22 protein-coding genes are annotated in these 22628 nt (G+C 64.7%); 9 read left to right on the plus strand and 13 right to left on the minus strand.

Features of this window, described 5'->3' with window-relative positions; all coding sequences use genetic code 11:
- Positions 1 to 61 precede the first annotated feature (61 nt).
- Together LDZ24_RS07215 and LDZ24_RS07220 are read right to left on the minus strand one after the other, a co-directional pair.
- Positions 62 to 1219: an aromatic ring-hydroxylating dioxygenase subunit alpha gene (locus LDZ24_RS07215; protein WP_248319887.1), complete on the minus strand. Its 1158-nt coding sequence runs from the start codon at positions 1217 to 1219 to the stop codon at positions 62 to 64.
- Between the two features lie 134 nt (positions 1220 to 1353).
- Complete coding sequence (locus LDZ24_RS07220) at positions 1354 to 1986, minus strand: DUF938 domain-containing protein (protein ID WP_248319888.1); 633 nt, start codon at positions 1984 to 1986, stop codon at positions 1354 to 1356.
- 299 nt (positions 1987 to 2285) lie between these two features.
- On the opposite strand from LDZ24_RS07220, the gene LDZ24_RS07225 reads away from it, so the two are divergent.
- From LDZ24_RS07225 to LDZ24_RS07235, 3 genes are all read left to right on the plus strand, one after another.
- Positions 2286 to 2867 (plus strand): ankyrin repeat domain-containing protein, encoded by a 582-nt coding sequence (locus LDZ24_RS07225; protein ID WP_248319889.1) that lies wholly within the window; start codon positions 2286 to 2288, stop codon positions 2865 to 2867.
- 91 nt (positions 2868 to 2958) lie between these two features.
- Positions 2959 to 4134: a hypothetical protein gene (locus LDZ24_RS07230; protein WP_248319890.1), complete on the plus strand. Its 1176-nt coding sequence runs from the start codon at positions 2959 to 2961 to the stop codon at positions 4132 to 4134.
- A gap of 31 nt (positions 4135 to 4165) precedes the next feature.
- The gene (locus LDZ24_RS07235) at positions 4166 to 5407 is read left to right on the plus strand and encodes an MFS transporter (RefSeq protein WP_248319891.1); all 1242 of its coding nucleotides are present in this window, start codon (positions 4166 to 4168) and stop codon (positions 5405 to 5407) included.
- Between the two features lie 821 nt (positions 5408 to 6228).
- Here LDZ24_RS07235 and LDZ24_RS07240 read toward each other — a convergent pair.
- A complete protein-coding gene (locus LDZ24_RS07240; protein ID WP_248322300.1) occupies positions 6229 to 7611 on the minus strand; it encodes an FAD-containing oxidoreductase in 1383 nt (460 codons plus the stop codon).
- A gap of 177 nt (positions 7612 to 7788) precedes the next feature.
- Here LDZ24_RS07240 and LDZ24_RS07245 point away from each other — a divergent pair, with 177 nt between their 5' ends.
- Positions 7789 to 9102 carry a sodium:proton antiporter gene (locus LDZ24_RS07245; RefSeq protein WP_248319892.1) on the plus strand — a complete coding sequence of 438 codons (1314 nt, stop codon included), beginning with the start codon at positions 7789 to 7791 and terminating at the stop codon, positions 9100 to 9102.
- Positions 9103 to 9119: 17 nt separating this feature from the next.
- Positions 9120 to 9704 carry an ATP-binding protein gene (locus LDZ24_RS07250; protein WP_248319893.1) on the plus strand — a complete coding sequence of 195 codons (585 nt, stop codon included), beginning with the start codon at positions 9120 to 9122 and terminating at the stop codon, positions 9702 to 9704.
- A 9-nt stretch (positions 9705 to 9713) separates the two neighbouring features.
- On the opposite strand, the gene LDZ24_RS07255 is transcribed toward LDZ24_RS07250, so the two are convergent.
- On the minus strand, positions 9714 to 10829 hold the full coding sequence (locus LDZ24_RS07255; protein ID WP_248319894.1) for a saccharopine dehydrogenase family protein: 1116 nt from the start codon (positions 10827 to 10829) through the stop codon (positions 9714 to 9716).
- 136 nt (positions 10830 to 10965) lie between these two features.
- Positions 10966 to 11421: an Lrp/AsnC family transcriptional regulator gene (locus LDZ24_RS07260; RefSeq protein ID WP_248319895.1), complete on the minus strand. Its 456-nt coding sequence runs from the start codon at positions 11419 to 11421 to the stop codon at positions 10966 to 10968.
- 234 nt (positions 11422 to 11655) lie between these two features.
- On the opposite strand from LDZ24_RS07260, the gene LDZ24_RS07265 reads away from it, so the two are divergent.
- Positions 11656 to 12189 carry a Spy/CpxP family protein refolding chaperone gene (locus LDZ24_RS07265; RefSeq protein ID WP_248319896.1) on the plus strand — a complete coding sequence of 178 codons (534 nt, stop codon included), beginning with the start codon at positions 11656 to 11658 and terminating at the stop codon, positions 12187 to 12189.
- A 161-nt stretch (positions 12190 to 12350) separates the two neighbouring features.
- Entirely contained in the window at positions 12351 to 12779 is a 429-nt protein-coding gene (locus LDZ24_RS07270; protein WP_248319897.1) for a PGDYG domain-containing protein, read from the plus strand.
- 237 nt (positions 12780 to 13016) lie between these two features.
- Here LDZ24_RS07270 and LDZ24_RS07275 read toward each other — a convergent pair whose 3' ends face one another.
- The 8 genes from LDZ24_RS07275 to LDZ24_RS07310 all read right to left on the minus strand — a co-directional run bounded on the left by LDZ24_RS07275 (position 13017) and on the right by LDZ24_RS07310 (position 20729).
- Positions 13017 to 13382 carry a DUF3022 domain-containing protein gene (locus LDZ24_RS07275; protein ID WP_248319898.1) on the minus strand — a complete coding sequence of 122 codons (366 nt, stop codon included), beginning with the start codon at positions 13380 to 13382 and terminating at the stop codon, positions 13017 to 13019.
- Positions 13383 to 13395: 13 nt separating this feature from the next.
- Entirely contained in the window at positions 13396 to 14214 is an 819-nt protein-coding gene (locus LDZ24_RS07280; protein ID WP_248319899.1) for a YhfC family intramembrane metalloprotease, read from the minus strand.
- 10 nt (positions 14215 to 14224) lie between these two features.
- Positions 14225 to 15319 carry a LacI family DNA-binding transcriptional regulator gene (locus LDZ24_RS07285; protein ID WP_248319900.1) on the minus strand — a complete coding sequence of 365 codons (1095 nt, stop codon included), beginning with the start codon at positions 15317 to 15319 and terminating at the stop codon, positions 14225 to 14227.
- A 125-nt stretch (positions 15320 to 15444) separates the two neighbouring features.
- Entirely contained in the window at positions 15445 to 16416 is a 972-nt protein-coding gene (locus LDZ24_RS07290; RefSeq protein WP_248319901.1) for a D-glycerate dehydrogenase, read from the minus strand.
- 135 nt (positions 16417 to 16551) lie between these two features.
- Entirely contained in the window at positions 16552 to 17835 is a 1284-nt protein-coding gene (locus LDZ24_RS07295; RefSeq protein ID WP_248319902.1) for an MFS transporter, read from the minus strand.
- A gap of 76 nt (positions 17836 to 17911) precedes the next feature.
- On the minus strand, positions 17912 to 18928 hold the full coding sequence (locus LDZ24_RS07300; protein ID WP_248319903.1) for a sugar kinase: 1017 nt from the start codon (positions 18926 to 18928) through the stop codon (positions 17912 to 17914).
- Positions 18929 to 18962: 34 nt separating this feature from the next.
- A complete protein-coding gene (locus LDZ24_RS07305) occupies positions 18963 to 19739 on the minus strand; it encodes a sugar phosphate isomerase/epimerase (RefSeq protein WP_248319904.1) in 777 nt (258 codons plus the stop codon).
- Positions 19740 to 19838: 99 nt separating this feature from the next.
- Positions 19839 to 20729: a LysR family transcriptional regulator gene (locus LDZ24_RS07310; RefSeq protein WP_248319905.1), complete on the minus strand. Its 891-nt coding sequence runs from the start codon at positions 20727 to 20729 to the stop codon at positions 19839 to 19841.
- Between the two features lie 115 nt (positions 20730 to 20844).
- Between LDZ24_RS07310 and LDZ24_RS07315 the strand changes: the two genes are divergently transcribed.
- Positions 20845 to 21909, plus strand: a complete 1065-nt coding sequence (locus LDZ24_RS07315; protein WP_248319906.1) for a YeiH family protein — start codon at positions 20845 to 20847, stop codon at positions 21907 to 21909.
- Positions 21910 to 22211: 302 nt separating this feature from the next.
- On the plus strand, positions 22212 to 22466 hold the full coding sequence (locus LDZ24_RS07320; RefSeq protein WP_248319907.1) for a hypothetical protein: 255 nt from the start codon (positions 22212 to 22214) through the stop codon (positions 22464 to 22466).
- Positions 22467 to 22628: the final 162 nt, after the last annotated feature.

A 22628-nucleotide genomic window follows, 5' to 3' on the forward strand; every position in this document is an offset into this window, starting at 1 on the left:
GCCGCCGCGCGACGGCCGCAATCCGGGCCCGCCGCGCCGCAGTGTCGCGCCGCTGTGTCACCTAGGGCGCGGGCACTTCCTGCACCGGCACGATGCGATGCACGCGCCGGCCGTCGCCGGGATGCGCGCCGGCTGCGCGATGCGGCACGCCGTGCTCCATCAGAAGCGCGCGCAGTTCGTTGATGACCGGAAAGACTTCGTGATTGTGGTCCGCGCCCTGCCGGTCGTGCGCTTCCTGCTCGCGCTCGACGATCCACCGGTCTTCCTTGAAAATGCGCTCGGTGAACCACACGAGCAGCGGCCACGCGACGTCGAGCAGGCCGGAGATTTTCGGGCGGCGGATGGACAACAGGCCGAAGGTGCGGTTGGTGCGCTGCTCGGCGTCGAGCGGCACGTAGGCGATCCACAGGTCCATCACCATGGTGTCGTCTTTCGTGCGAATCTTGAGCGTCTGGTACGGATAGTCCGTGCGGATGGTCATCACGTCCTTCTGCGACGCATCCGGCTTCTCGCCGCGCTTCTGCCCGAACACGAGCGCCTCGCCGATCGGCTGCTTGCCCGCCTCGCGCGCGAAGGTGTAGTCCACTTCGATCCAGTCCTCGCCCCGGCGACGCCCGAGCGAGCGCGCCCGCATGCTGCCCATCTGCCGGCGATGCAGGAACTGATGGTTCATGTCCATCAGGTTCTCGTGCATGAACGTGTAATGGCACTTCACTTCGCGGCCGAAGCGGCGCGTCTTATAGGCCTTGTCGGTCGCGCTCACGAGCGAGGGAAACTTCGCGGCGGCGGCCCGCTGCGGGTCGCCCGTGAAGACGAAGACGAGCCCCGCTTCTTCGCGGCACGGATATGCGCGCACGCCATTGGGCAGACGCTCGCGGCCGAGATACGGAATGTCGGTGCAGCGGCCGGTGCAGTCGTAGGTCCAGCCGTGATAGCAGCAGCGAATGGACTCGCCGTCGACCACGCCCGCAGAGAGCGGCACTTGCCGATGCGCACAGCGGTCTTCGAGCGCGAACACCTTGCCCGAGTCCGTGCGCACGAGCACGATCGGGTCGCCGGCAAAGCGCACCGCGTGCGCGCGGCCGCGCTTCACTTCGCCCGACCACGCGAGCGGATACCAGTGATCGGGATGAATGTCGGTGCGGCGCAAGTCGCGCGGGGTTCCCGGCGTTTCGGTCAGAGCGCCATCCTCATCGCCTTGCGGCAACGCTGCGTGCATGTAGAACGCCTCCGGTAGAGGGAGATCAGGGTACGCGCCGTCGGAGCGGCGCAAAAACGACACGACGAACGACCTCCGCAGTCTACACGGCGACGCGCATTTCAGCGCGAGCGAAAAGCCGCATGCGGCGGCGCCTACGGCTTCGCGTCTTTCACGAACACAAGACTGAAGTTGTTCGCCGGCATTGGAACGGCTTCGGCGAGCGTGAATCGCGCGTCGTGCGCGAGCGCCTCGACGGCTTCCATGTCGCGCACGCCCCAGCGCGGGTCGGTGGCGCGCAGCTGGGCATCGAATGCTTCGTTGCTCGGCGCGGTGTGCGCCCCGTTGCGCCGATACGGCCCATACAGGTACAGTACGCCGCCCGCAGCCATCCGCTTCGCCGCGCCGCGAAAGAGCGCCTCGGCCGCCTGCCACGGCGCGATATGGATCATGTTGATGCAAACGACCGCCGCCACGTCGCCGATGCCCCAGTCGCGCTCGGTCACGTCGATGGCAAGCGGCGCGGCGAGGTTGGAGAGGCCCGCATGCGCGCGCCAGGCGGCGATGGAATCGCGCGCGGCGGCGTCCGGATCGCTCGGTTGCCAGACGATGTGCGGCAGCGCCGCCGCGCAATGCACCGCATGCTGGCCGGTGCCGCTCGCGATTTCGAGAACCGTGCCGCTTTGCGGCAGCACGCGTGCGAGCACCGTTAGAATCGCATCGCGATTGCGTTCGGCGGCGGGCGCGCGGCGGCGCACGCTGGCTTGAGTATGGGATGGAGCTTGCATCGAGCGGTGATCGCGCGGGCGGTCGATAGTTGCGAATGGTGGCATCGAGACTAAGGGCGCGCGCGCTGCGGCGTCAAGCCGTCGCGAGCGGCGAAAGCCTTGGCGCAAAACGTGCTGCCCGGGCTCTCCATCGACCGTCGCGACAGGCACGCACTCAGGCGCGGAGCATCATCAACCTGTGTATGCTCCCGATGAGCCGGCGCGCTCGCCTCTTTCGAGCGTTTGCGAAAGTCCACGCGCAGCATCGAACGCATCACGACGAAACGGCGCGCCGCAGAGCGCCCGACACGGAGCCAAACATGCAGCAGGACAGCAACCAGAACCCGGAACAACCGGCGCGCGAAGGCCCCGACGAAGAGACCATCGCGTTTGCCAACGAAGTCTTCAACGCTGCGCGCCGGGGCGATGCCGCCCTGCTCGAAGTCTGGCTCCAGAAGGGCTTGCCGCCGAACCTGCGCAACGACAAGGGCGACAGCCTCGTGATGCTCGCGAGCTATCACGGCCACGCCGACGCGGTGCGCGTGCTGCTCGAACACAACGCCGATCCCGACATGCGCAACGACAACGGCCAGACGCCGATCGCCGGGGCCGCATTCAAGGGCTTCAAGGATGTCGCCGAGACGCTGCTCGATCACGGCGCGGATGTCGAAGGCGCATCGCCCGATGGCCGCACAGCGCTGATGATCGCGGCCATGTTCAACCGCGTCGAGATTCTGGATTTGCTGATCGCTCGCGGCGCGAATCCGGACGCCCGCGATCAGGGCGGCTTGTCCGCGCGTGAAGCCGCCGCGAGAATGGGCGCGGCCGATACGGCGGCGCGCCTCGCCAAAAACGCGGACGCTGGGGACGCTGGCGACAACCCGGCGGCGCGCGGCGCATGAGCGCATCGAACGAACAGGGACGCGCGCGCGCAGCGCGTTCATCGACACCAACAAAAACTGGAAGGCGGCCCGGACACATGGAGCGTTTGTGATGGCAGGCGGTATCTCGCATCGGGGCGATGCGTCGTCGGTCGGCGCGGGCGCCTTTGCGCCGGCTCTTTCGGTCTCGATCGGGGGCGCGGCGGCGCGATTGTTCGCTCTGGTAAGCGCCCTCGTCCAATGCATTCGCGCGCTGCGGCTATCGTCGGTGCTCGTCGTGCTCGGCGCGTGCAGCCTGTCGGCCTGCGGGATTTTTCAGCAGCAGACGCCCGCGCCCATCGTCGAGCATTCGTACATTCCGGGCCCGAGCGAGACCGAAACCAACGAGCCGGAAGAACCGGCCCCGGTCGTCACCGTGCCGGAGCCCGCGTCCGCCGTGAAGCCGGCGCCCGCGCCGAAGCCGAAGCGCCGCGTCGTGAAACCGAAGCCGCCGGAGCCGGTCGTGACGCCGCCGCCGGAGCCGCCCGAGCCGCCGCCCCCGCCGCAGATCATCTCGACGCGCCTCATGCAGCACGACCAGCTTCACGGCCTGCTCGATGCCGAAGTTCAGCGTCCCGACGGCAAGGTGGTCGGCCGCGCGGTCGATCTGTACGTCGATCCGTCGGCGAAACCCAAGTTGCTGATGGTCAACCTGTCCGGTTTCATGGGCATCGGCGATCGCAAGGTCAATTTCCCGTGGACGGCGTTTCGCTTCACGCCGAATTCGAAGACCGCGCCGATCACCTTCCTGCCACCGCCGCCGCCCGTGAAGGGCAAGCCAGCGGCGGATCCGGTGCCGAAGCCGCAGCCCGTCAGCGAGGCGCCGTCGAACTTCATGCAGCTCGTTGATTCGACGGTGACGCAGAAAAACGGCGCGCGCATCGGCCGCGTGGTCGACGTGCTCGTCGATTCGCAGGCGCAACCGCAGGCGCTCGTCGTCGATCTGTCGAGCTCGCTCGCCGCGGACAAGCGCCACGTCGCGGTGAACTGGAGCGATCTGCAGGTGGTGTCGCGCAACAAGCAGCTCGCGCTGCAGATGGATTTCAACGACGCGCAACTGAAAGCCGCGCCCACCTATGCGCCCGAGCAGCCGATCAAGATCGTGTCGCCGGTCGTTCCCGCGCCGGCGTCGTCGGCGACGGCGAGCGGCGCGGCGAGCGGAGCAGCCTCGGCCAACTCCGGCGGCACGACCGCCTCGGGCGCGGTCGCGGCGCAAACGCCGTCGTCCGGCGCGCGCCCGGCCCGATAACGGAACACCACATGGATAACCGATTCACGACATGGTAATTGCACGCAGTCTGCGCGCGCTCGACTGGCTGAACTTCTTCGTCGCCAACGTGCAGACCGGCTTCGGCCCGTTCATCGCTTCGTACCTTGCGGCCAACAAGTGGACGCAGGGCGAGATCGGCCTGATGCTGTCCGTCGGCACGATCAGCGCGATGGCGAGCCAGCTTCCCGCGGGCGCGCTCGTCGACGCCATGCGCAACAAAAAGTTTGCGGCTCTTTCGGCGATCGTCGCGATCATCGCGAGCGCGCTCTTGCTGGCCGCGAGTCCGACGTTCGTCCCCGTGTTCGCGGCGGAAGTGCTGCACGGCTTCGCGAGCTGCATGCTGGTCCCGGCGATGGCCGCGATCTCGCTCGCGCTTGTCTCGCGCGCCGATCTCGGCGACCGGCTCGGGCGCAATGCGCGCTGGGCGTCGATCGGCAGCGCGCTGACGGCGGCGCTGATGGGCGCGTTCGGCGAGTATCTGTCGCTGCGCTCGGTGTTCTTCCTGACGGCGGCGCTCGCGCTGCCCGCCATCTTCGCGCTGCGGATGATTCACTACGAACCGCTGCCCGCGGTGCCGCGCGCCCCGCCGGGTAAGCCGAAGCTGACTCCCGAGGGTGAAGAGCGCGAATCACTGCGCGAACTGCTGAAGGACAAGCGCCTGCTGATCTTCGCCGCGTGCGTCGTGCTGTTCCACCTTTCGAACGCGGCGATGTTGAATCTCGCCGCCGGCGAGGTCACCGCGCACATGGGCGACAACGTTCAACTCGTGATCGCGGCGTGCATCATCGTGCCGCAGTTCATCGTGGCGGCCCTTTCGCCTTGGGTCGGACGGCAGGCGCAGAAGTGGGGACGCCGTCCAGTCTTGATTCTCGGCTTCTGTGCGTTGCCGGTGCGCGCGCTGCTGTTTGCGGGCGTCAGCAGTCCGTATCTGCTCGTGCCGGTGCAGATGCTCGACGGCATCAGCGCGGCCGTGTTCGGCGTGATGCTGCCGCTCATTGCCGCCGATGTCGCCGGCGGACGCGGCCACTACAACCTCACCATCGGCTTTTTCGGCCTCGCGGCGGGCGTCGGCGCGACGCTTTCGACGGCGGCGGCCGGGTTTGCCGCCGACCGCTTCGGCACGGCGATGAGCTTCTTCGGGCTGGCGGCGGCGGGCGCGATCGCGGTCGCGCTCGTCTGGCTCGCGATGCCGGAGACGCGGGGGGCTGGGGTCGCGGCGAAGAATGTGCAGAAGCCGCCGGTGGAGGCTTGAGGCGTGGGGCGGGCGTGATTTGTGACAGGGGCGGTCTTCGTTGTATGACGCGCTGGCATTCAGAATGCGATCGAGGCGACGCCGCGATTGCGCCGGAATTGAAAATTCAGTAAGCCGGCAATTTCGGGTGACTTGAGAACGCTGGAGAACGTCGGCACCACTTCCCCCGCCGTCCCATCGCTATGCATTGCGCTTTGGGCTGTTGCATGCGGTGTCGTGCATTCATAATGCCGTCGCAACGTGCATCCGAGACGCGACTGGCGGGTTATGCCGGCGGCTCCAGGTCGCACACAACGCTATCTCCGCTCGCTCACCGTCGGTTGAACGTGCATCGGGTTGTAGCGATGCATCGCGCGTTGGCATTCATAATGCCAACGCGTAGTAAGCGAAACCGCGGCGGGCTCCGTTATGCCAGCAGCTACAGCTCGCCCGACAGTGTTACTCGTCAACTTGCTGATCATCGGTTCAACATGCACGGCGCGCCCAGCCTCGCGCGTCGGCATTCATAGTGCCGTCGAGCTCCACAGGGAACGTGACGGCGTGGTTATGTCGGCGGCTCCAGGTCGCCCACAACGGCTACATCAACACACCCTCGGCTAACTGCGCATCTAGTGCAGCGCAGCGTTGGAGCGTTGGCATTCATAATGCCGTCGCCAAATACGAAAAGACGCGGCGGGCTCGATTGTGCGAGCGGCACCAGTCGCCGGACGAAGCTAAGCTCAACTCGCGCACCATCGGTCGAACCTGCCTGGCGCGCCCCTGCGTCACGCGTCGGCACTCAAAATGCGGTCGCGTCTTAGATGCAGCCGCGGCCATCGCCCTCACCCCAGCGGCTTCAAATCACCCAACAACGTCGGCACAAGCTCGCTCACCGTCGGATGAATATGCATCGCGCGTTGCAGCGTGGTGTACGGCGCGTCCGCATTCATGATGTCGACGAACGTATGAATCACTTCGTCACCCTCAATGCCGAAAATCGCCGCGCCGAGAATGCGCTTCGTCTTCGCATCGACGAGCGCTTTCATGAAACCGTCCGTCTCGCCGCGTTCCCGCGCCCGGCCGACGCGCGACATCGGCATCGTCGCGATCAGCGCATCGCGGCCGTCTCGCCGCACGTCCTCCTCGCTCATGCCGACGCGGGCGAACGGCGGATCGACGAACACCGCGTACGTCATGATGCGCGTATCCACACTGCGCGATTGGCCATCGAGCAGATTGGCCGCGACGATCTCATAGTCGTTCCACGACGTATGCGTGAATGCGCCACGCCCGTTCACGTCGCCGATAGCCCAGACGCCATCCACTTTCGTGCGCAGCTGACCGTCCACGTCGATCAGGCCGTGCCGGTTTACGTCGATGCCGGCCTTGTCGAGTCCGAGATCGTCGGTATTCGGCGTGCGTCCCGTCGCAAAGAGAAGATGCGACGCGTCGATGGCTTCGTCGCGCAGCGAAATCCGCACGCCGTCGTTCCTCCGTTCGACGCGCTGCGGCTCTGCGCCGAAGCGAAATTCGATGCCCTCGCGCACGAGCACGTCCTGGATCGCGCGAGCGATATCGGCGTCCTCGCGCGTGAGGATACGCTCGCCGCGCACGAGCAGCGTGACGCGGCTGCCGAAGCGCCGGAACATCTGCCCGAACTCCAGCGCGATATAGCTCGCGCCGACGATCACGAGATGCTCGGGCACGTGCGTCAGTTCGAGGACGTTCGAATTGGTGAGATAGGGCACGCTGTCGAGCCCGTCGATGGCCGGCACCGCGGCGCGCGTGCCGGTGTTGATGAAGATCATGCCGGCGTCGATGTCGTGCGATTCACCGTCGCCGCCTACGATAGAGAGCGCATGCGGACCGGTGAAGCGCGCGTGTCCTTTGAATACCGTCACATTCGGCGTTTCATGGAGCCATTGCTCGATGCCGTTGCGCGACGCGCCGATCACTTCGTCCTTGCGCGCCTTCACGCGCGCCATGTCGACCGTAATGGGTCCGCCGATATTCACGCCGTATTTCGCGGCGGTGCGCGCCACGTGCGCCGCGCGCGCGCTCGCGACATAGGTTTTGGTCGGCGTGCAGCCGAAGTTCACGCAGGTCCCGCCGAAAAGATGCCGCTCGATGACGGCGGTGCGCTTGCCGTTTTGCGCGAGTCGCACGGCAAGCGGCGAGCCGCCCTGCCCTGTGCCGATGACGACTGCATCGAAGTGCTGTGACATGCTGAGCCTCCCTGACCGTTGTGCGCGACGCAAACACGAAGACGACGAAGACGAAGATGAGCCGATGGCGATGCCCGGCCATCTTACGCCGAACGCCGCCCACGGGCATGCTCCGTGCTCGCCCCACCCCATTGGCCTTTCGCCCGGCTCGAACCGACTCACCGCTTCAAGGCTTTCATGACCGAGACGATCTGGTTTCTCGTCGTCGGCGGCGTGCTCATTCTGATGGCGCTCGCCAGTTCGACGTTCAAACGCCTTCCGATCAGCACCGCCATGTGCTATCTGGCCATCGGCTTCCTGCTCGGGCCCGGCGTCGCGAATCTGCTGCACGTCCAGCTCGACGGCGACACGGCCGTCCTGCGCCTCATCACCGAAGTCGGCATGCTGGTGTCGCTCTTCGCCATCGGGCTGCGCCTGCGCGTGCCGCCCACCGACCGCCGCTGGCTGCTGCCGCTGCGTCTGGGCTTCGTCGCGATGGTGCTGACCATCGGCGTGCTCACGCTGCTATGCACGTATGGGCTCGGCATGTCGTGGGGCGCGTCGCTGCTGCTGTCCGCGATGCTCGCGCCGACCGATCCCGTTCTCGCGCACGACGTTCAGGTCGAAGCCCCCGGCGACACGGATCTGCTGCGCTTCTCGCTGACCGCCGAAGGCGGCCTGAACGACGGCATCGCGCTACCGTTCGCGCTGCTCGGCATTGCAGTTTGCCGCTTCGAAGCATCGCCGCACGATGCGTTGCAGTGGAGCTTCGTCCTGCAGGCCGTATGGGGCACGCTCGCGGCGCTTGGAAGCGGCTGGCTGCTCGGCGAACTGACGGTGCGCGTGGTGGGCTACTTGCGCACGCGCCACGGCGAAGCGCTGGGCTCGGAAGGCTTCTATGCGCTCGGTTTGATCGCGCTGTCGTACGGCGTCGCCGAGTTGCTGCATTCGTATTCGTTCCTCGCCGTGTTCGCGGCAGGACTTGCGATGCGGCGCGTCGAGCATCGCGAAAGCGGCGACAAGGGCGCGCGGGAAGCCGTCGGCACCGTGGATGTCGGGGACCTCAGCGCGACCGCAGCCGATCCCGACCGCGCGTACGCGTTCATGGCTGAGCGCGTGCACGGCTTCACGATCGAACTGGAACGCATCGCCGAAGTGGCGATCATGCTGCTCGTCGGCTCCGTGCTCGCGACGATGTGGCGCGATATCTTCACGTGGCGCGCGGTCATCATCATCGGCGGGCTTTTTCTCGTGATACGGCCGCTGGCGGTGCAGGCGTCACTCGTCGGCTCGTGCGCGTCGCGCGGGCAGCGGCTATTGATGAGCTGGTTCGGCATCCGCGGAGTCGGATCGTTCTACTATCTGCTTTACGCGATCGAGCACGCTCCGAAGCAGGTCGCCGCCCCGCTCACGCCGATCATCATCGCGGCGATAACGGCGTCGGTCATCGTGCATGGCGTGACATCGACGCCGCTGATGAACCGCTATCAGCGCGCGCGTGACGACGATTGAATACAAGATACGATCCCATGAAGCACTTGCTTTTCTTTTGCGGCCACGCGGGAACCGGCAAGACGACGCTTGCGAAGCGCCTGTTCGCGCCGCTGATGCGCGAAACGGGCGAGCCGTTCTGTCTGCTCGACAAAGACACGCTCTACGGCGCGTACAGCGCGGCGGCCATCGGCGCGCTGACGGGCGATCCGCAGGACCGCGACAGCCCGCTCTTCATCAAGCATCTGCGCGACCCGGAGTATCGAAGTCTCGTCGATACGGCCGCGGAAAATCTGGCCCTCGGCGTGAGCGTGGTCGTGGTCGCGCCGCTATCGCGTGAAGTGCGCGAGCGGCGGCTCTTCGATCGCGCATGGCTCGGCATCGACGACGATGTGACGATTCGCGTCGTGTGGGTGCATGTCGGAGAGGACGTCGCGCGCGAGCGCATTGCCGCGCGGGCGGATCCGAATGATGCATACAAACTAGCGCACTGGGAGGACTACCGGCAGCGCCTTTTCCTTCCCGACGATGCGCTCGCCGCCGATCTGCTGATGTTCGACAACACGGCCTCGACTGCGGACGACGAGGCGCGTCTGCTGGCGCGCCTCGTGGCTCACACATGAGCGAGTGTGCTATGCGACCGCGAGGCGGCGCGTCGTCTCCAGCGCGTTCGCCCCTTCGTAGAGCTTGCCGAAGCGGTTCGCGAGGAATGCATCCAGCGGAACCTGCTCCTGCCGCACGAAGCCACTCTGCGGCAAGACGCCTTCGCGAAACAGATCCAGCTCGGCGCACACGGCGCCCGCCGTCGTGATCTGAATCGCGCTCATTGGCATACCGCATACATCCTTCGCGACGATCTTGCGCGTGAAGACCTGCTGGACCAGTTGATCGCTGCCGCCGCGCATGCCCGTCACCGTGACGAAGATCAGCACCACGTCCTGCGCCGTCGAGGGGACCGCGCGCTTAAGTATCGCCTTGAGGCCGTCGCGGTCGGTGGACATGCGCAGGTCGTCGAGCAGGAACTTCATCAGGTCGCGATGCCCCGGATAGCGCACCGACTTGTAATCCAGCGTCTCGACTCTTCCCGCAAGCGTTTCGCACAAGGTCCCGAGTCCGCCCGACGTGTTGAACGCTTCGTACTCGATGCCGTCCAGCGAGAAATGTTCGACGCCTTCCAGCGGCTGCACCCATTGCGTGCGGCCTTCGCGCACTGCTTCGCACGGCTGGCAATACTCGTTGATGAGGCCGTCGATGCTCCACGTCAGGTTGTACTTCAACGCGTTGGTTGGGAACTGCGGCAGCGCGCCGACGCGCATCTTCACTTCGCGCAAGTTGTCGAGCCGTCCGGCGAGATCGTGCGCGACGATGCCGATGAAACCCGGCGCGAGCCCGCATTGCGGCATGAATGCAGTATGCGATCCGTCGGCGATGGCGCGAATCGCATGCGTCGCGCGCACGTCCTCGGTCAGATCGAAGTAGTGGACGCCCGCCGACTTTGCCGCGGATGCCACGCCGATCGCGAGGTAATACGGCAGCGCGTTGACGAGCGCATCGAAACCGCCGAGCGCGTGACGCAAGGCCGGCGTATCGGCCGAATCGACGCGGCGCGTCGCGATGCCCTGCGCGTCGAGTTGCGCGAGCGCGTGTTCGTCGCGATCGAAAGCGACGACCTCGAAGTCGCCCGTTTCACGCAGCAGATGCGCAATGCTTTGACCGATCAATCCTGCGCCGACGAGTGCCACTTTCATCTTTGTCTCCTTGTTGGGGCATGAACGCCTCAGTGTAGGAGCCCGTGAATATTGATCCTAGACTCAAAATGATGCGAAACGGCGACGGTTTTCGTCATTTAGACGACCGTTCGATGCGATATGTACTTTGCATGCCTTAGCCGGTGCGGTCGATCTTGCGTGCCAGAATGATCGATGTCGTCGTCCGCTCGACGCCTTCAAGCGCGCCGATCTCGTCCAGCATGTCGTTGAGACGGTCGGGGGAGTCGGCGCGAAGCCACGCAACGTAATCGAATTCGCCGCTCACCGCGCACAGCAGTTGGACTTCGGGCATGCGCGCGAGACGCTTCTGCACGTCGCGGCCGTACTTCGGCGCGAGCTTGATGCCGACGTACGCCTGAATGCTCGCGTCGAGCACGTCCTGCCCGAGTCGCACGCCGTAGCCCGCGATCACGTTGTTCTTCTCCAGCCGCGCGATGCGGGCAATGACCGTCGTGCGCGCGACGCCCAGTTGCCGCGCGAGATTCGCGACGCTGTCGCGGGCATTGGTCTGCAAGAGCGCGACCAGATTGCGGTCGATGTCATCGAGTTGATCGAGGCGCGGTGGTCTCATGTCGTCATCCCCTTCGCTTGGCTTTGCATGGCTTTGTTTGGCATTCTTTATTCGATGTGCATTTTTCCAGAGACGTATCGAATGTAAGCAGTTGTGGCAATGCAGGCGGATTGTCGCTCATTCGTGATACTAATATCGGGCGATGGCGTCATTCTCGCGGTCGAGCCGGCCCTACTGTTGGACGGGGCCCGGCCACGCGGCTCGCCACTTTTCCATTGATCGAAAGGCTTACGAATGAAAAAAACACTCGTCGCACTGGCGGCATCCTGCGCCGTCACGGCGGTCTTCGCACAATCGTCGGCGCCTGCGGCAAGCGCATCCGCTCCTGCCGTCGCCGCCCAACCCGCGTCGGCGGCCGCGCCGGCAGGTTCGAAGCGCGAAGCGCGCGTTGAAGAACGCATCGCCCAATTGCATTCGAGTTTAAAGATCACGTCCGCGCAGGAAGCACAGTGGGCGCCCTTCGCCGACGCCATGCGTGAAAACGCCCGCACGATGGCGGACCTGTATCGCCAACGCATCGCGCAACGCGACACCATGTCCGCGCTGGACGACATGAAGCAGTATCAGCAAATCACCCAAGCCAATGCGGACGGCACGAAGCGTCTGGTCGACGCATTCGAACCGCTGTACGCGAGCCTCTCGCCCGAACAGAAGAAGCTCGCCGATACGAGCTTCCGTCAGGAAGGCGAACACCACGGTCGTCGTGAACATGGGTCGCGGCATCCGCGCGCATCCGGTGCGGACGCTGCATCGACGACGAAGCCCTAAGTAAGCGGCGATTGTCCCGGAACGAGAGGCCCGCATTTCATCGATGCGGGCCTTTTCGCATTCTGCATGCGGCATGATGCGCGCGGCGTGATGGATGCAAAATAGCGCAATAGCCGTTAGCATCGCGGTCTTCACCTCGTCTTCATGTCTTCATCTTTCCCATGCTCGAACTCGCCCAACCCGACCTTTCCGTCGATCCTCTCGCGCGCCGCGTCGTAAAGAATGAGGCCGTTACCGTCGAATTCGCGGCTGCCGCCGGTGAACTGATGAGTCTCGAAGGACCGAACCGCTATGTGGCGGGCGACGCCATCGTGACGAGCGCATCGGGCGAACGCTGGGTCGTGTCGCGCGAACGTTTCGACGCGAAGTACGCGCCTGAAGGCGGCATCGTGCATGGCGAGCCGGGCACGTATCGGAACCGGCCGAGCGTCGTGCTCGCGAAGCAGATGCAGGAGCCGTTCAGCATCGCGCGCTCCGCTGCGGGCGACGTGCTGATAGGCGAGCCCGGCGACTGGGTAATGCAGTATGCACCGGGCGATTATGGCGTGGTCAAGGCGGCGCGATTCGCGAAGGTGTATCGCGACGCTTGAGCTTCTCGACTGAAGCGCTTCTGAAGAGGCGTGAACGCCTCGGCATCTGCAAGTGCCCCTCTATCCCAAGTGCCGATCAACGCGCGCGAACGGCTTGCGCCTTCAACGCTGCAAGCGCCATACGTTCAACGCACAGACGAAATCCATACGCCTCGATGGCGTGAAGGTGCCTTTTCCGCTCGAACTGCTTCGAGCGGCTTCAACACTCTCAATCTTCACGCGCAGCCCTGAGTGCGCTCAAGCAAAGTCATCGCTCATTTCGATCTCGACCTCGCGCGGCACGGCCTCCCCGTTCGCATAACGTTCTTCGAGCGAGCCAAGCGTCGCCTCGACATAGGCCCGCAGCACCGCGTAACTGCGCGCCTGCAAGCGCGGCGGCAGCGCGCGGTATCGCGCGAGCGCGCCAGGATCGAAGCGCACGTCGATGGTGATGCGTCGCGCCGTCGAGCCGAACCGCATCGCGATGTAGTGAATCATTAGCGAAGTACGGCCGTTGTCGTCGATGCGCTCGGCGAACTGCGTCTGCTCGGGGAAGAGATCGCTGATCGCGTGCGCGAGCATGTCGATATCCGCGCTCGCGCAGTCGTATTGGTAGTCGTCCATTCGGTTTCGGTCGTTAGTGGTGGCGGGCGGCGGGAGACGTTGAATTGTCGGCTTTGGCGGCGCGGCGATAGTAGCGCACGAGCGCGAGCGCGACGATCACGCCCAGCACGAGATACACCGCATCCGCCGCGACGAGCGGAATCATGCGCGCCTGAAACAGCGCTGCGGGCAGCCCGACGAGCGCATGAGCGGCGATCAGCACGCCAAGAGCAGCGCGCGAGCGCTCGCGCAGCAGTTGCCACATGAGCGCCGAGAAGCCGAGCTGGAAGACGAATGCACTCGCGCGCTCGACCAGAAAGATGCCCGCCGACACCGGCGACAAGCTCATGAGGATCATGTGAATGCGCGCGAGGGCGTCGAGCGGCGCGCTTTCGAAATGGGCGTCGAGCGTGCCGTTATTCGCGAGGATTGCATACAAGATCCACTGCGCCTGCACCAGCGCGCCGACGATCCAGGCTTCCGCTCCGCCGTGACCGATGCCGTAGCCGAGCGCCGGGCCGTGTCGTTCGAGCGCACCGGGCTCGCGCCGGATCAGCCACTTCATGCCGGCGAAGCGCCCCGCTTCCTCGCATACGCCCGCCGCGAGCGCGCCGTACACGACGAACACCACAGGATTCGACAACCAATGCGACGTCACCGCATTGCCGAGCACGAAGCCGTGCAGCGCGCGCTCGATGACCATCGCAAAGAGCGCGAAGACCGCGATGCCGAGAATCGGCTCGCGCGGCACCAATGCAAAACGCGTGCGCAGCTTTCGGTACAACACGACGGGCATGGCCGCGACGACGAGCGTCACGAATACGAGGCCCGCCAGCGTCGGGATGCTGACCATTCAGGTTCCTTCAGAGTCCGTGGGTCGCCGGCTGTTGCGTGACGCCGGCCGAGCGCTGCGTCGAGGACCGCACGATGAGTTCACCCGGCAGCAGGCACTCACGCGCCGGCATCAACGCACCGCCGAGCCGCTCGTGCAGAAACTCGACCGCGCGCCGGCCGATGTCGTAGGTCGGCTGACGAACCGCCGTCATGCCCGCGAGTTCCGCCCATTCCGAATCGTCGATGGCGAGCAGCGCGACGCTCGCCTGCCAGTTTGGGCCGTGCCGCTCCTTCAGGTGCACGGCGACGCGCAGCGCAACTGGCCCGTTCGCCGCGAAAAGCGCCACGCGCTTGCCGGCCGAGCGCGCGGTATCGACACGCCGGTCCATTTCGGCGAGCGCGGATGCGGCATCCGAGAGATCGAGCACGAGCGTGGAACCGCTTGCGCCGAGCGTCGCGACGGTCTCGCGAAACGCGGCTTCGCGCAAGCGTCGGGAACTCACGTGCGTCACCGGCTGCACGATGAAGAGCAACTCGTCGAAGCCTTCATCGACGAGATGACGCGTGGCGAGCGCCACGGCGGCAGGATTGTCGAGACCGACCATATCGGTGACGATGCCCTCGACCGTGCGGTCCACGAGCACGACCGGAATGCCGCCTTGCGTGAAGCCCTGCAGCAGTTCTTCCTTCACGCCGAGCGCGTTGACGATCACGCCTTCCACGCGGTAGGTGGTGAGCAGTTGCAGATAACGCCGCTCCATGTCGACCTCGTTCGCGGCATGGCAGATGAGCGGCATGTAGCCGAGCGCATGGCAAGCGGCCTCGACACCTTGCAGCACTTCGACCGAATAGGGATTGGTGAGGTCCGCGAGCAACATGCCGATCAACCGGTTGCGCCCGCGTTTCAGGCCGCGCGCCATCTGGTTCGGCCGATAGTCGAGCTTCGCGATGGCCGCTTCGATGCGCTCACGTAGTTCGAGCGAGAGCACGCCCGTCTCGCCGTTCAGATAACGCGAAATGCTGGTCTTGCCGGTGCCGGCCTCGCGTGCGACGTCGGTGATCGTCGCGCGTCGCGCGGCGAAAGTCAGCGGGCGAAGAGTCTGCTTGTTGGGATCGTCGGACATGATGTGTCGTGAGGACTGGCTCGTGCTCGTCGAGCGCCGATGCGCGTTGCATACAAAATGCGAGGCGGTGCAAGCGTGCCGCCCAAGCGCATGTTATCGCATGCGACGCGCCGATCCCATCGCGGTTAGCGCATCCGCACTTCGCGATTGACGATGTTTTCGGTGAGCGTGCCGTCGAGCGCGCCGATCAGATTCTCCGCGGCATTGCGGTTCATTGCATGCCGCGTTTCGTGCGTGGCCGAGCCGATGTGCGGCAGCGCGACGACGTTCTTCATCGAGAGAAGCGGCGAATCGGCTGGCAATGGCTCCTGCTGAAACACATCGAGACCGGCGGCGCGGATCGTGCCGTTTTTCAGGGCTTCGATGAGCGCGTCTTCGTCGACGGTCGGCCCGCGTGACGCATTGATGAGAATCGCGCTCGGCTTCATCTTCTTCAACTCGTTCGCGCCGATCAGACCGCGCGTTTCGGGCGTGAGCGGCACTTGCAGACACACGAAATCGGACTGCGCAAGCAGTTCGTCGAGCGGAACGCGCTTCGCGCCATACTGCTGCTCGGCTTGCTCGTTGGGCTGCCTGTTCGTATAGAGCACGTTCATGCGAAAGCCGAGTGCCGCGCGCCGCGCGACTGCCCCGCCGATGCGCCCGAGCCCGACGATACCGAGCGTCTTGCCCTGCACGTCGACGCCGAAGCATGCTTCGCCGATGCTTCCCTTCCAGTTGCCTTCCTTCACCCATTCGGCGAGTTCGACGACGCGGCGCGCGCTCGCAAGAATCAGCGCGAAGACCGTATCGGCGGTGGATTCGGTCAGCACGTCGGGCGTGTGCGTCAGGACGATGCCGCGACGCGTCAGGTCGTCGACGTCGAAGTTGTCGAAGCCCACCGATACGGTCGATAACGCCTTCAGGCGCGTCGCGCCTTCGAGCATATCGGGCGTGATCTTCACGCTTGCGCCGATGGCGCCGTCGGCGTCCTTGAGCGCCGCTACGAACGCGGCGTGGTCCTTCGGATCGACGTTGACGACTTCCGCGTGCGTGCGAAGGTACGCTTCCACGTCGGGTGGTAGGGGCTTGTAGGCTACGATCTTTTTCTGGGTCATGGTCGGAATTTGGGTTGCGCCCTGTGAGCGATGAATTCTCTTTGCGGTTCTTGCTTCAGCTTAACGTGTCAATTAATCCGTTGTGCGATTCAACGCCAACATACCGACGAAGCCAGTCGCACGAAACCGCATACATCAAGACCGCAATACCCCCGAAGCCGGAACGGCCGCCTGAGGCTTGACAGCCAACGTGAACCAAACAGAAAGCAAGAGCGCAACGCTCATGAACACGTACGAGGCCGCCGGCGACCCGGTCGCCCCATTCAGATAACCGACCACGTAGGAACCCACGAAGGAGCCCAGCGCGCCCATGCTATTGATGAGCGCCATCGCTCCGCCTGCGACGTTCTTCGGCAGCAACTCGGGCACGATCGCAAAGAAAGGCCCGTACGGCGCATACATGGCGGCACCGGCAATCACGAGCAAAGTGTACGAAGCCCAGAAGTTAGTTGTCCCAAGCAGATACGAACCCGCGAACGCCACCGCGCCGATCAACAGGAAGGGCCACACGAACGCCTTGCGCGCCTGCAGCTTGTCGGATGCCCACGAGGCCAGCAGCATCGCAATGGTGGCCGCGAGATAAGGCACCGACGAAAGCCATCCCGTCTCGACCATGCCGAGCGTCGAGCCGCTCTTCAGAATCGACGGAAGCCACAGCACGAAGCCATACACGCCGATGCTCCAGCAGAAATACTGCGCGCACAACTTCATGACCGCGGGCGATTTGAAGGCTTCGCGATAGTTCTTCACCGGCTTGATCGCGGCCTGCTCCGCGCGCAGCGTCGCATCGAGATCGCGCTTCTCTTGATCCGAAAGCCAGCTCACCTGCGCGGGCTTGTCCTTGACGATGAACCACCAGATCACCGCCCACACGATCGCCGGAAGACCTTCGGCGACGAACATGTGACGCCAGCCGAACGAATTCACGAGATAGCCGGATACGACCGACATCCACAGCACCGTCACCGGATTGCCGAGAATGAGGAACGTATTGGCGCGCGATCGCTCGGACTTCGTGAACCAGTTAGCGATGAAGACGAGCATCGCGGGCATCACTGCCGCTTCGACGATACCGAGCACGAAGCGAATCGCCATCAACGACGGAATGTTGCTGACCATGCCGGTCGCCGCTGCGCATCCGCCCCACAGCACGAGGCTCCAGAACACGAGCTTTTTGACGCTACGGCGTTCCGCGTAGATCGCGCCCGGAATCTGGAAGAAGAAATAGCCGAGGAAAAAGAGCGCGCCGATCAGCGACGACAGTCCCTTGCTGATCCCGAGGTCCTGATTGATGCCGGCGGCCGAAGCGAAGCCGTAGTTCGCGCGGTCGAGATACGCAAGACTGTACGTGATGAAGACGATCGGCATGATCGTCCACCAGCGGCGCACGGCGAGCTTGGGTGTCGAGGATGTGTGCATGTTGTCTCCGAACGCTGAGTGTCGGGTGTTTAGGGCGAGGTCGTGATCGAGCTCGCCTCGGTGTCGTCTCGCGATGTCAGACGATGATCGCGGCTTGGGCCGTCTTGTCGTTCTTGTCGTTCTTGTCGTTGTGATCCTGTGATTCGAGCGCATCGAGCGCCTCGCGCGTCGGCAGGCCTTCGCTGTCGCCGATCACCTGAATCGCCAATGCGCCGATGCGATTGCCGCGCGCGATTGCATCGCGCACGCTGCGCCCTTCGAGCAGCGCGCTGACGACGCCGACTGCGAAGCCATCCCCAGCGCCGACGGTATCGACCACGTTAGCGACCGGCACGCCGGCAACGACGCCGGAGTCGCCATCGGCGGTGCGGAAGTATGCGCCGTCTGCGCCGAGCTTGACGACCACGCCTTTCGCGCCGCGATCGAGATAGAACGCCGCGATGTCCTCGGGCGCGGCATAACCGGTAAGCACGAGGCCCTCGCTCACGCCGGGCAGAACCCAGTCGGCGAGCGCGGCGAGCGCGTTCAGCGACTCGGCCATCGCTTCCCGAGACGGCCATAACGTCGGGCGCAGGTTCGGATCGAAGGAGATCGACTTGCCTGCGGCACGCATTTCGCGGGCCATATGGAACGCGAGTTCACGCGAGCTTGCCGAGATCGCCGGCGCGACGCCCGTGAGGTGCAGGTGACGCGCGCCGAGCACGTAGTCGGCGACGTAATCGTCCACCGAAAGATGGCTTGCCGCCGAGCCCTTGCGAAAATACTCGACTGCCGGATCGCTGCCGTCGTCGCATTTACCCTTCAGCTGAAAGCCTGTCGGATAGCGTTCGTCGATGCTCACGCAGCGCGCGTCGATGCCTTCCGCCGCGAGCACGTCGAGCACGTAGCGGCCGAACGAATCGCGGCCGACGCGGCTCATCCAGCCGACCTTAAAGCCGAGCCGCGACAAGCCGATGGCGACATTAAGATCCGCCCCGGCGACGCGCTTCGTGAAGTGGCCGACCGACGCGAGATCACCCGTTTCCGCGGCGACGAACATCGTCATCGCTTCGCCGTAGGTGACGACATCCAGAGCTTCGTGCTCAACCTGCATGTTCGATCCTTGTCTTTTGCGTACAGAATTCAAATCAGAACGCCGCGATGCGCGCCACCTGAGTCGCCGCGTCGGCTTCGTCGCGGAACGGAAATTCGATGCCGCGTGGCGCATCGGACGGCAAATGGGCGAGAAGCGCGGCGAACTGCGTGTCGTCATGGTCCGGGGCGACGGCGAAGCGCCGCGCGCCCTCGCCTTGCGTCGCCTTGCAATGGATATAGCCGACGTGCTGCCCGAGCCGCCTGGCGGCGTCGAGCGGATCGACGTCGGCCCAGCGCCAGTTGCCGGTATCGAAAGTCATTGCAAGATTGCTCTCGGCCGGCAGCGCGGCAAATAGCATTTCGAATGCATTCGGCAAACCGCCCGCCCGCAATTGACCGTTCTCGACCAACACCCGGGCCGGAGAGCCGTCGGTGGCGCGTGTGAGCGCCTCCAGCGTCGCGGAATCCGTCGCCACGCCGCGCTCGTCGCCGCCTAGTTGCAGCTTGACGATGCGCGCATCCAATGCTCGCGCTTCATCGATTGCGAGCGCAAGCGCTTCATGGTCGAGCGAGCCGTCAGCAGAAAATAGCGCGGCAGGCGTCGAATGCACGGCCCATAAACCAGCGGCCCGGATGCGCTCGCCGAGCCGCGTGAGTGCGTCCAGGCTGGCGTCTTCGCACAGTTCGCGACGCACCTCGAAACCGTCCGCGCCCGAGAGCGACGCCTTCTCCGCCCACGCGGCATGACCGTCGCGGCGAATCGCATCGACGCCGAACGCGCTCGCGACGATCACGACTTCGGTTCTGGCGCTGCTGCTCGACTGTCTCATGGAACCGGTTCCAATATCGCATTCAAAAAAGACGCCGAAGCGCCTGACTGAGTTCGGATACTGCGCCCTGACGAGGCGCTCGCGCCATAGTGGAATTCCCTAGCCGATCGCGGCGCGGTCTTCGCAGATCTCGAGAAATCGCGCCGCTGCGCGCGACGGCGCGGCTGCATGTGGCAGCAAAATCGAGAAACGCCGCATGAGCGGCTCGGGCGCGATATGCAGACGCCGCAGCGCATCGTCCTCGTGACGGATGGACATCGCCGAGACGAAGCCGATGCCCATGCCCGCCCGCACCGCTTCCTTCACGCCCTCCACGCCTGCGATCTCGAGCGCGACGCGCATCTCCACCCCAGCTTCGGCGAACGCCCGCTCGACGATCTGGCGCACGCCCGAACCGCGCTCGCGCAAAACCAGCGGATGCCCGCCGATGACCTCCAGCGTCGCCCCGACACGGCCGTCGGCAAGCGGATGCCCGCCGCGCACGATGGCCACGATTTCGTCGTCGAGCCAAGGCGTCACGCCCGCCGTTGGCGGCAGCCCAAGGCCGGCCGGTCCCTCGATGATCGCGACATCGAGCGAGCCGAGCGCCGCGACGATTTCCGCCGTGTTCCCGTCGATGGTCGTGACGACGACGTCCGGGTAGCGTTGGCGAAACGCCGCGATCAGGTATGGCAGCAGATAACTCGCGGGCGTCGTGCTCGCGCCGATGCGCAACGTGCCGCTTTCCAGCCCGCGCATCGCGTCGCGCAGCGCGTGCGCTTGCTGGTACGCCTCTCGCAAGCGCGTCGCGTAGCCGAGCAGCCCTTCGCCAGCAGGCGTGAGTCGGATGCCGCGTCCGTCTCGCTGATACAGCGGTTCACCGAATTCTTCATTCAGTAAACGGAGTTGGCCCGACACGGCGGGCTGCGAAAGATGCAATGCAACCGCCGCCCGGCTGATATTGCCGTGCTCCGCTACAGTGGCGAAGGTTATCAACTGGTCGGGGGTCATGGCGTGCAAGTATCGTGATAGCTGATATTTGGCATTCTAAATCACGATTTCTCATATGCATATATCCGAACTAGGATAGCGGCATCGCTCAAATGCTCATCGAAGGACGCCGTATATGTCCACCGCCCCCGCCTCGCTTGCCTCCGGTTCGTCCACCCGTGGTCAACTCAACGGCATCCTGTTCGTCGCGCTGTTCGCCGCTGCGGTCACGCGGCTATCCGCGCTTCCTGCCATCGCCGGGCTCGGGATCAGCCCGCTGATCGTCGGAATCGTGGCGGGCGCGCTCTACGGCAATGCGCTCAAGGACGGCATGCCGCAAAGCTGGGCCGCCGGCGTCAACTTCTCGGCGCGCAAGCTCCTGCGCATCGCGGTGGCATTCTTTGGACTGCGCGTAAGTCTTCAGGAGATCGCGCAAGTCGGCCTGCCGGGCTTCGCCGTATCGGCGCTCGTCGTCGTGAGCACGCTCGTTATCGGCACGTGGGTCGGCATGAAGCTCATGAAGCTCGACCGCGATACGGCGCTCCTCACGGCGGCCGGCAGCGCGATCTGCGGCGCGGCGGCCGTGCTCGCGTTCGAATCGACGCTGCAATCCAAGCCGCACAAGAGCGCGATGGCGGTCGGAAGCGTCGTGCTGTTCGGCACGCTCTCGATGTTCCTTTATCCGATCGCGATGCACGCGGGATGGCTGCACCTCGATACGCTCGGCGCGGGGCTTTTCTTTGGCGGCACGATCCACGAAGTCGCGCAGGTCGTCGGCGCGGCGAGCAACGTGAGCCCGGAGGCGACGCACATCGCGACGATCGTCAAGATGACGCGCGTGATGTTGCTGGTGCCGGTGCTGCTCGTGGTCGGCGTATGGATCAACCGGGCACGCGGCGATGCGGCAACGAGCGTCAACCATGCAAAAGGCAAGCTCGCGGTGCCGTGGTTCGCGCTCGGATTCCTCGCACTCGTCGTCGTCAATTCGCTGCATATCCTGCCGGAAAGCGCCACGAGCACGCTCAACACGCTCGATACCTTCGCACTCACGATGGCGATGACTGCGCTCGGCATGGAAACGCGCATCGCGCAGATTCGGGAAGCCGGCCCGCGGGCGATCGCAACCGGCGGGATCCTCTACGTGTGGCTGGTCGGTGGCGGGCTGGCGATCACGTACGGCGTTGAACGCCTTTTCGGTTGATCTGCTCGTGAGTCTGCGAATGCGGCGTCCAATGCATTGAGACGCCCTTTCGCTGTTGCGCGACGAACCTCGTGCAATGCACCGGAGTGCTAACTTCCCTTCGCTATAACAAAAGCAGACCCGACTGATCTCGTAATTCGCGGTTACGAAAAGGAAAATCTGCCAAGTCAGCGGCATGTGCTTCAGTAACGTTGTAGGCCTCAGCGAATAGCTGCAAAGCAGCGCGATTCGCCGTCAACGACACGAAGAGACCGTCTCTTACCGTGTCGTCTGCTGCTCAACAACGCAACTGAGAAAGACATATGAAACGCTCGATCATCACTGCTGCTGCCCTCGCATTTGCCGCTACCGCTGCGATGGCTGCTGGCGGTGCAGTCAATCACGACATCGAAGGCGCGCACCAGCTCGTCGATCAGGGATATCGGCACATCGAGGCCGCGCAATCGGCCGGTCACGGTCAGTTCGGCGGTCACGCAGAAAAGGCCAAGCAGTTGTTGAAGCAGGCTCAGGCGGAGCTCGATCAGGCTGCGGGCTACTACGCCGAGCACCATCGCTAAGCCGTGCGCTTCGGCTCGGTTGCTTGTCGAGTGACCGGGCCTCGCACACGTGTCGGTTCGTGCGCGCTTCCACTGGCGCGTCGCCAGTAAGACTCGGCGCAACGGTTGCGCATCGCAGAAGCTATCATTCGAGCAAGCAAGCCATCTTTAGTTATCCTACCT

Source organism: Caballeronia sp. Sq4a (assembly GCF_023170545.1).
Classification (GTDB): Bacteria; Pseudomonadota; Gammaproteobacteria; order Burkholderiales; family Burkholderiaceae; genus Caballeronia.

Bases quoted from the DNA above. Each gene is read 5' to 3' on its own strand.
- LDZ24_RS07260 (WP_248319895.1), bottom strand. From the start codon at position 11,421: ATGAGACCACCGCGCCTCGATCAACTCGATGACATCGACCGCAATCTG.
- LDZ24_RS07290 (WP_248319901.1), bottom strand. From the start codon at position 16,416: ATGACCCAGAAAAAGATCGTAGCCTACAAGCCCCTACCACCCGACGTG.
- LDZ24_RS07270 (WP_248319897.1), top strand. From the start codon at position 12,351: ATGCTCGAACTCGCCCAACCCGACCTTTCCGTCGATCCTCTCGCGCGC.
- LDZ24_RS07285 (WP_248319900.1), bottom strand. From the start codon at position 15,319: ATGTCCGACGATCCCAACAAGCAGACTCTTCGCCCGCTGACTTTCGCC.
- LDZ24_RS07245 (WP_248319892.1), top strand. From the start codon at position 7,789: ATGACCGAGACGATCTGGTTTCTCGTCGTCGGCGGCGTGCTCATTCTG.
- LDZ24_RS07230 (WP_248319890.1), top strand. From the start codon at position 2,959: ATGGCAGGCGGTATCTCGCATCGGGGCGATGCGTCGTCGGTCGGCGCG.
- LDZ24_RS07250 (WP_248319893.1), top strand. From the start codon at position 9,120: ATGAAGCACTTGCTTTTCTTTTGCGGCCACGCGGGAACCGGCAAGACG.
- LDZ24_RS07235 (WP_248319891.1), top strand. From the start codon at position 4,166: ATGGTAATTGCACGCAGTCTGCGCGCGCTCGACTGGCTGAACTTCTTC.
- LDZ24_RS07215 (WP_248319887.1), bottom strand. From the start codon at position 1,219: ATGCACGCAGCGTTGCCGCAAGGCGATGAGGATGGCGCTCTGACCGAA.
- LDZ24_RS07305 (WP_248319904.1), bottom strand. From the start codon at position 19,739: ATGAGACAGTCGAGCAGCAGCGCCAGAACCGAAGTCGTGATCGTCGCG.
- LDZ24_RS07280 (WP_248319899.1), bottom strand. From the start codon at position 14,214: ATGGTCAGCATCCCGACGCTGGCGGGCCTCGTATTCGTGACGCTCGTC.
- LDZ24_RS07240 (WP_248322300.1), bottom strand. From the start codon at position 7,611: ATGTCACAGCACTTCGATGCAGTCGTCATCGGCACAGGGCAGGGCGGC.
- LDZ24_RS07275 (WP_248319898.1), bottom strand. From the start codon at position 13,382: ATGGACGACTACCAATACGACTGCGCGAGCGCGGATATCGACATGCTC.
- LDZ24_RS07315 (WP_248319906.1), top strand. From the start codon at position 20,845: ATGTCCACCGCCCCCGCCTCGCTTGCCTCCGGTTCGTCCACCCGTGGT.
- LDZ24_RS07225 (WP_248319889.1), top strand. From the start codon at position 2,286: ATGCAGCAGGACAGCAACCAGAACCCGGAACAACCGGCGCGCGAAGGC.
- LDZ24_RS07300 (WP_248319903.1), bottom strand. From the start codon at position 18,928: ATGCAGGTTGAGCACGAAGCTCTGGATGTCGTCACCTACGGCGAAGCG.
- LDZ24_RS07220 (WP_248319888.1), bottom strand. From the start codon at position 1,986: ATGCAAGCTCCATCCCATACTCAAGCCAGCGTGCGCCGCCGCGCGCCC.
- LDZ24_RS07310 (WP_248319905.1), bottom strand. From the start codon at position 20,729: ATGACCCCCGACCAGTTGATAACCTTCGCCACTGTAGCGGAGCACGGC.
- LDZ24_RS07295 (WP_248319902.1), bottom strand. From the start codon at position 17,835: ATGCACACATCCTCGACACCCAAGCTCGCCGTGCGCCGCTGGTGGACG.
- LDZ24_RS07255 (WP_248319894.1), bottom strand. From the start codon at position 10,829: ATGAAAGTGGCACTCGTCGGCGCAGGATTGATCGGTCAAAGCATTGCG.
- LDZ24_RS07265 (WP_248319896.1), top strand. From the start codon at position 11,656: ATGAAAAAAACACTCGTCGCACTGGCGGCATCCTGCGCCGTCACGGCG.
- LDZ24_RS07320 (WP_248319907.1), top strand. From the start codon at position 22,212: ATGAAACGCTCGATCATCACTGCTGCTGCCCTCGCATTTGCCGCTACC.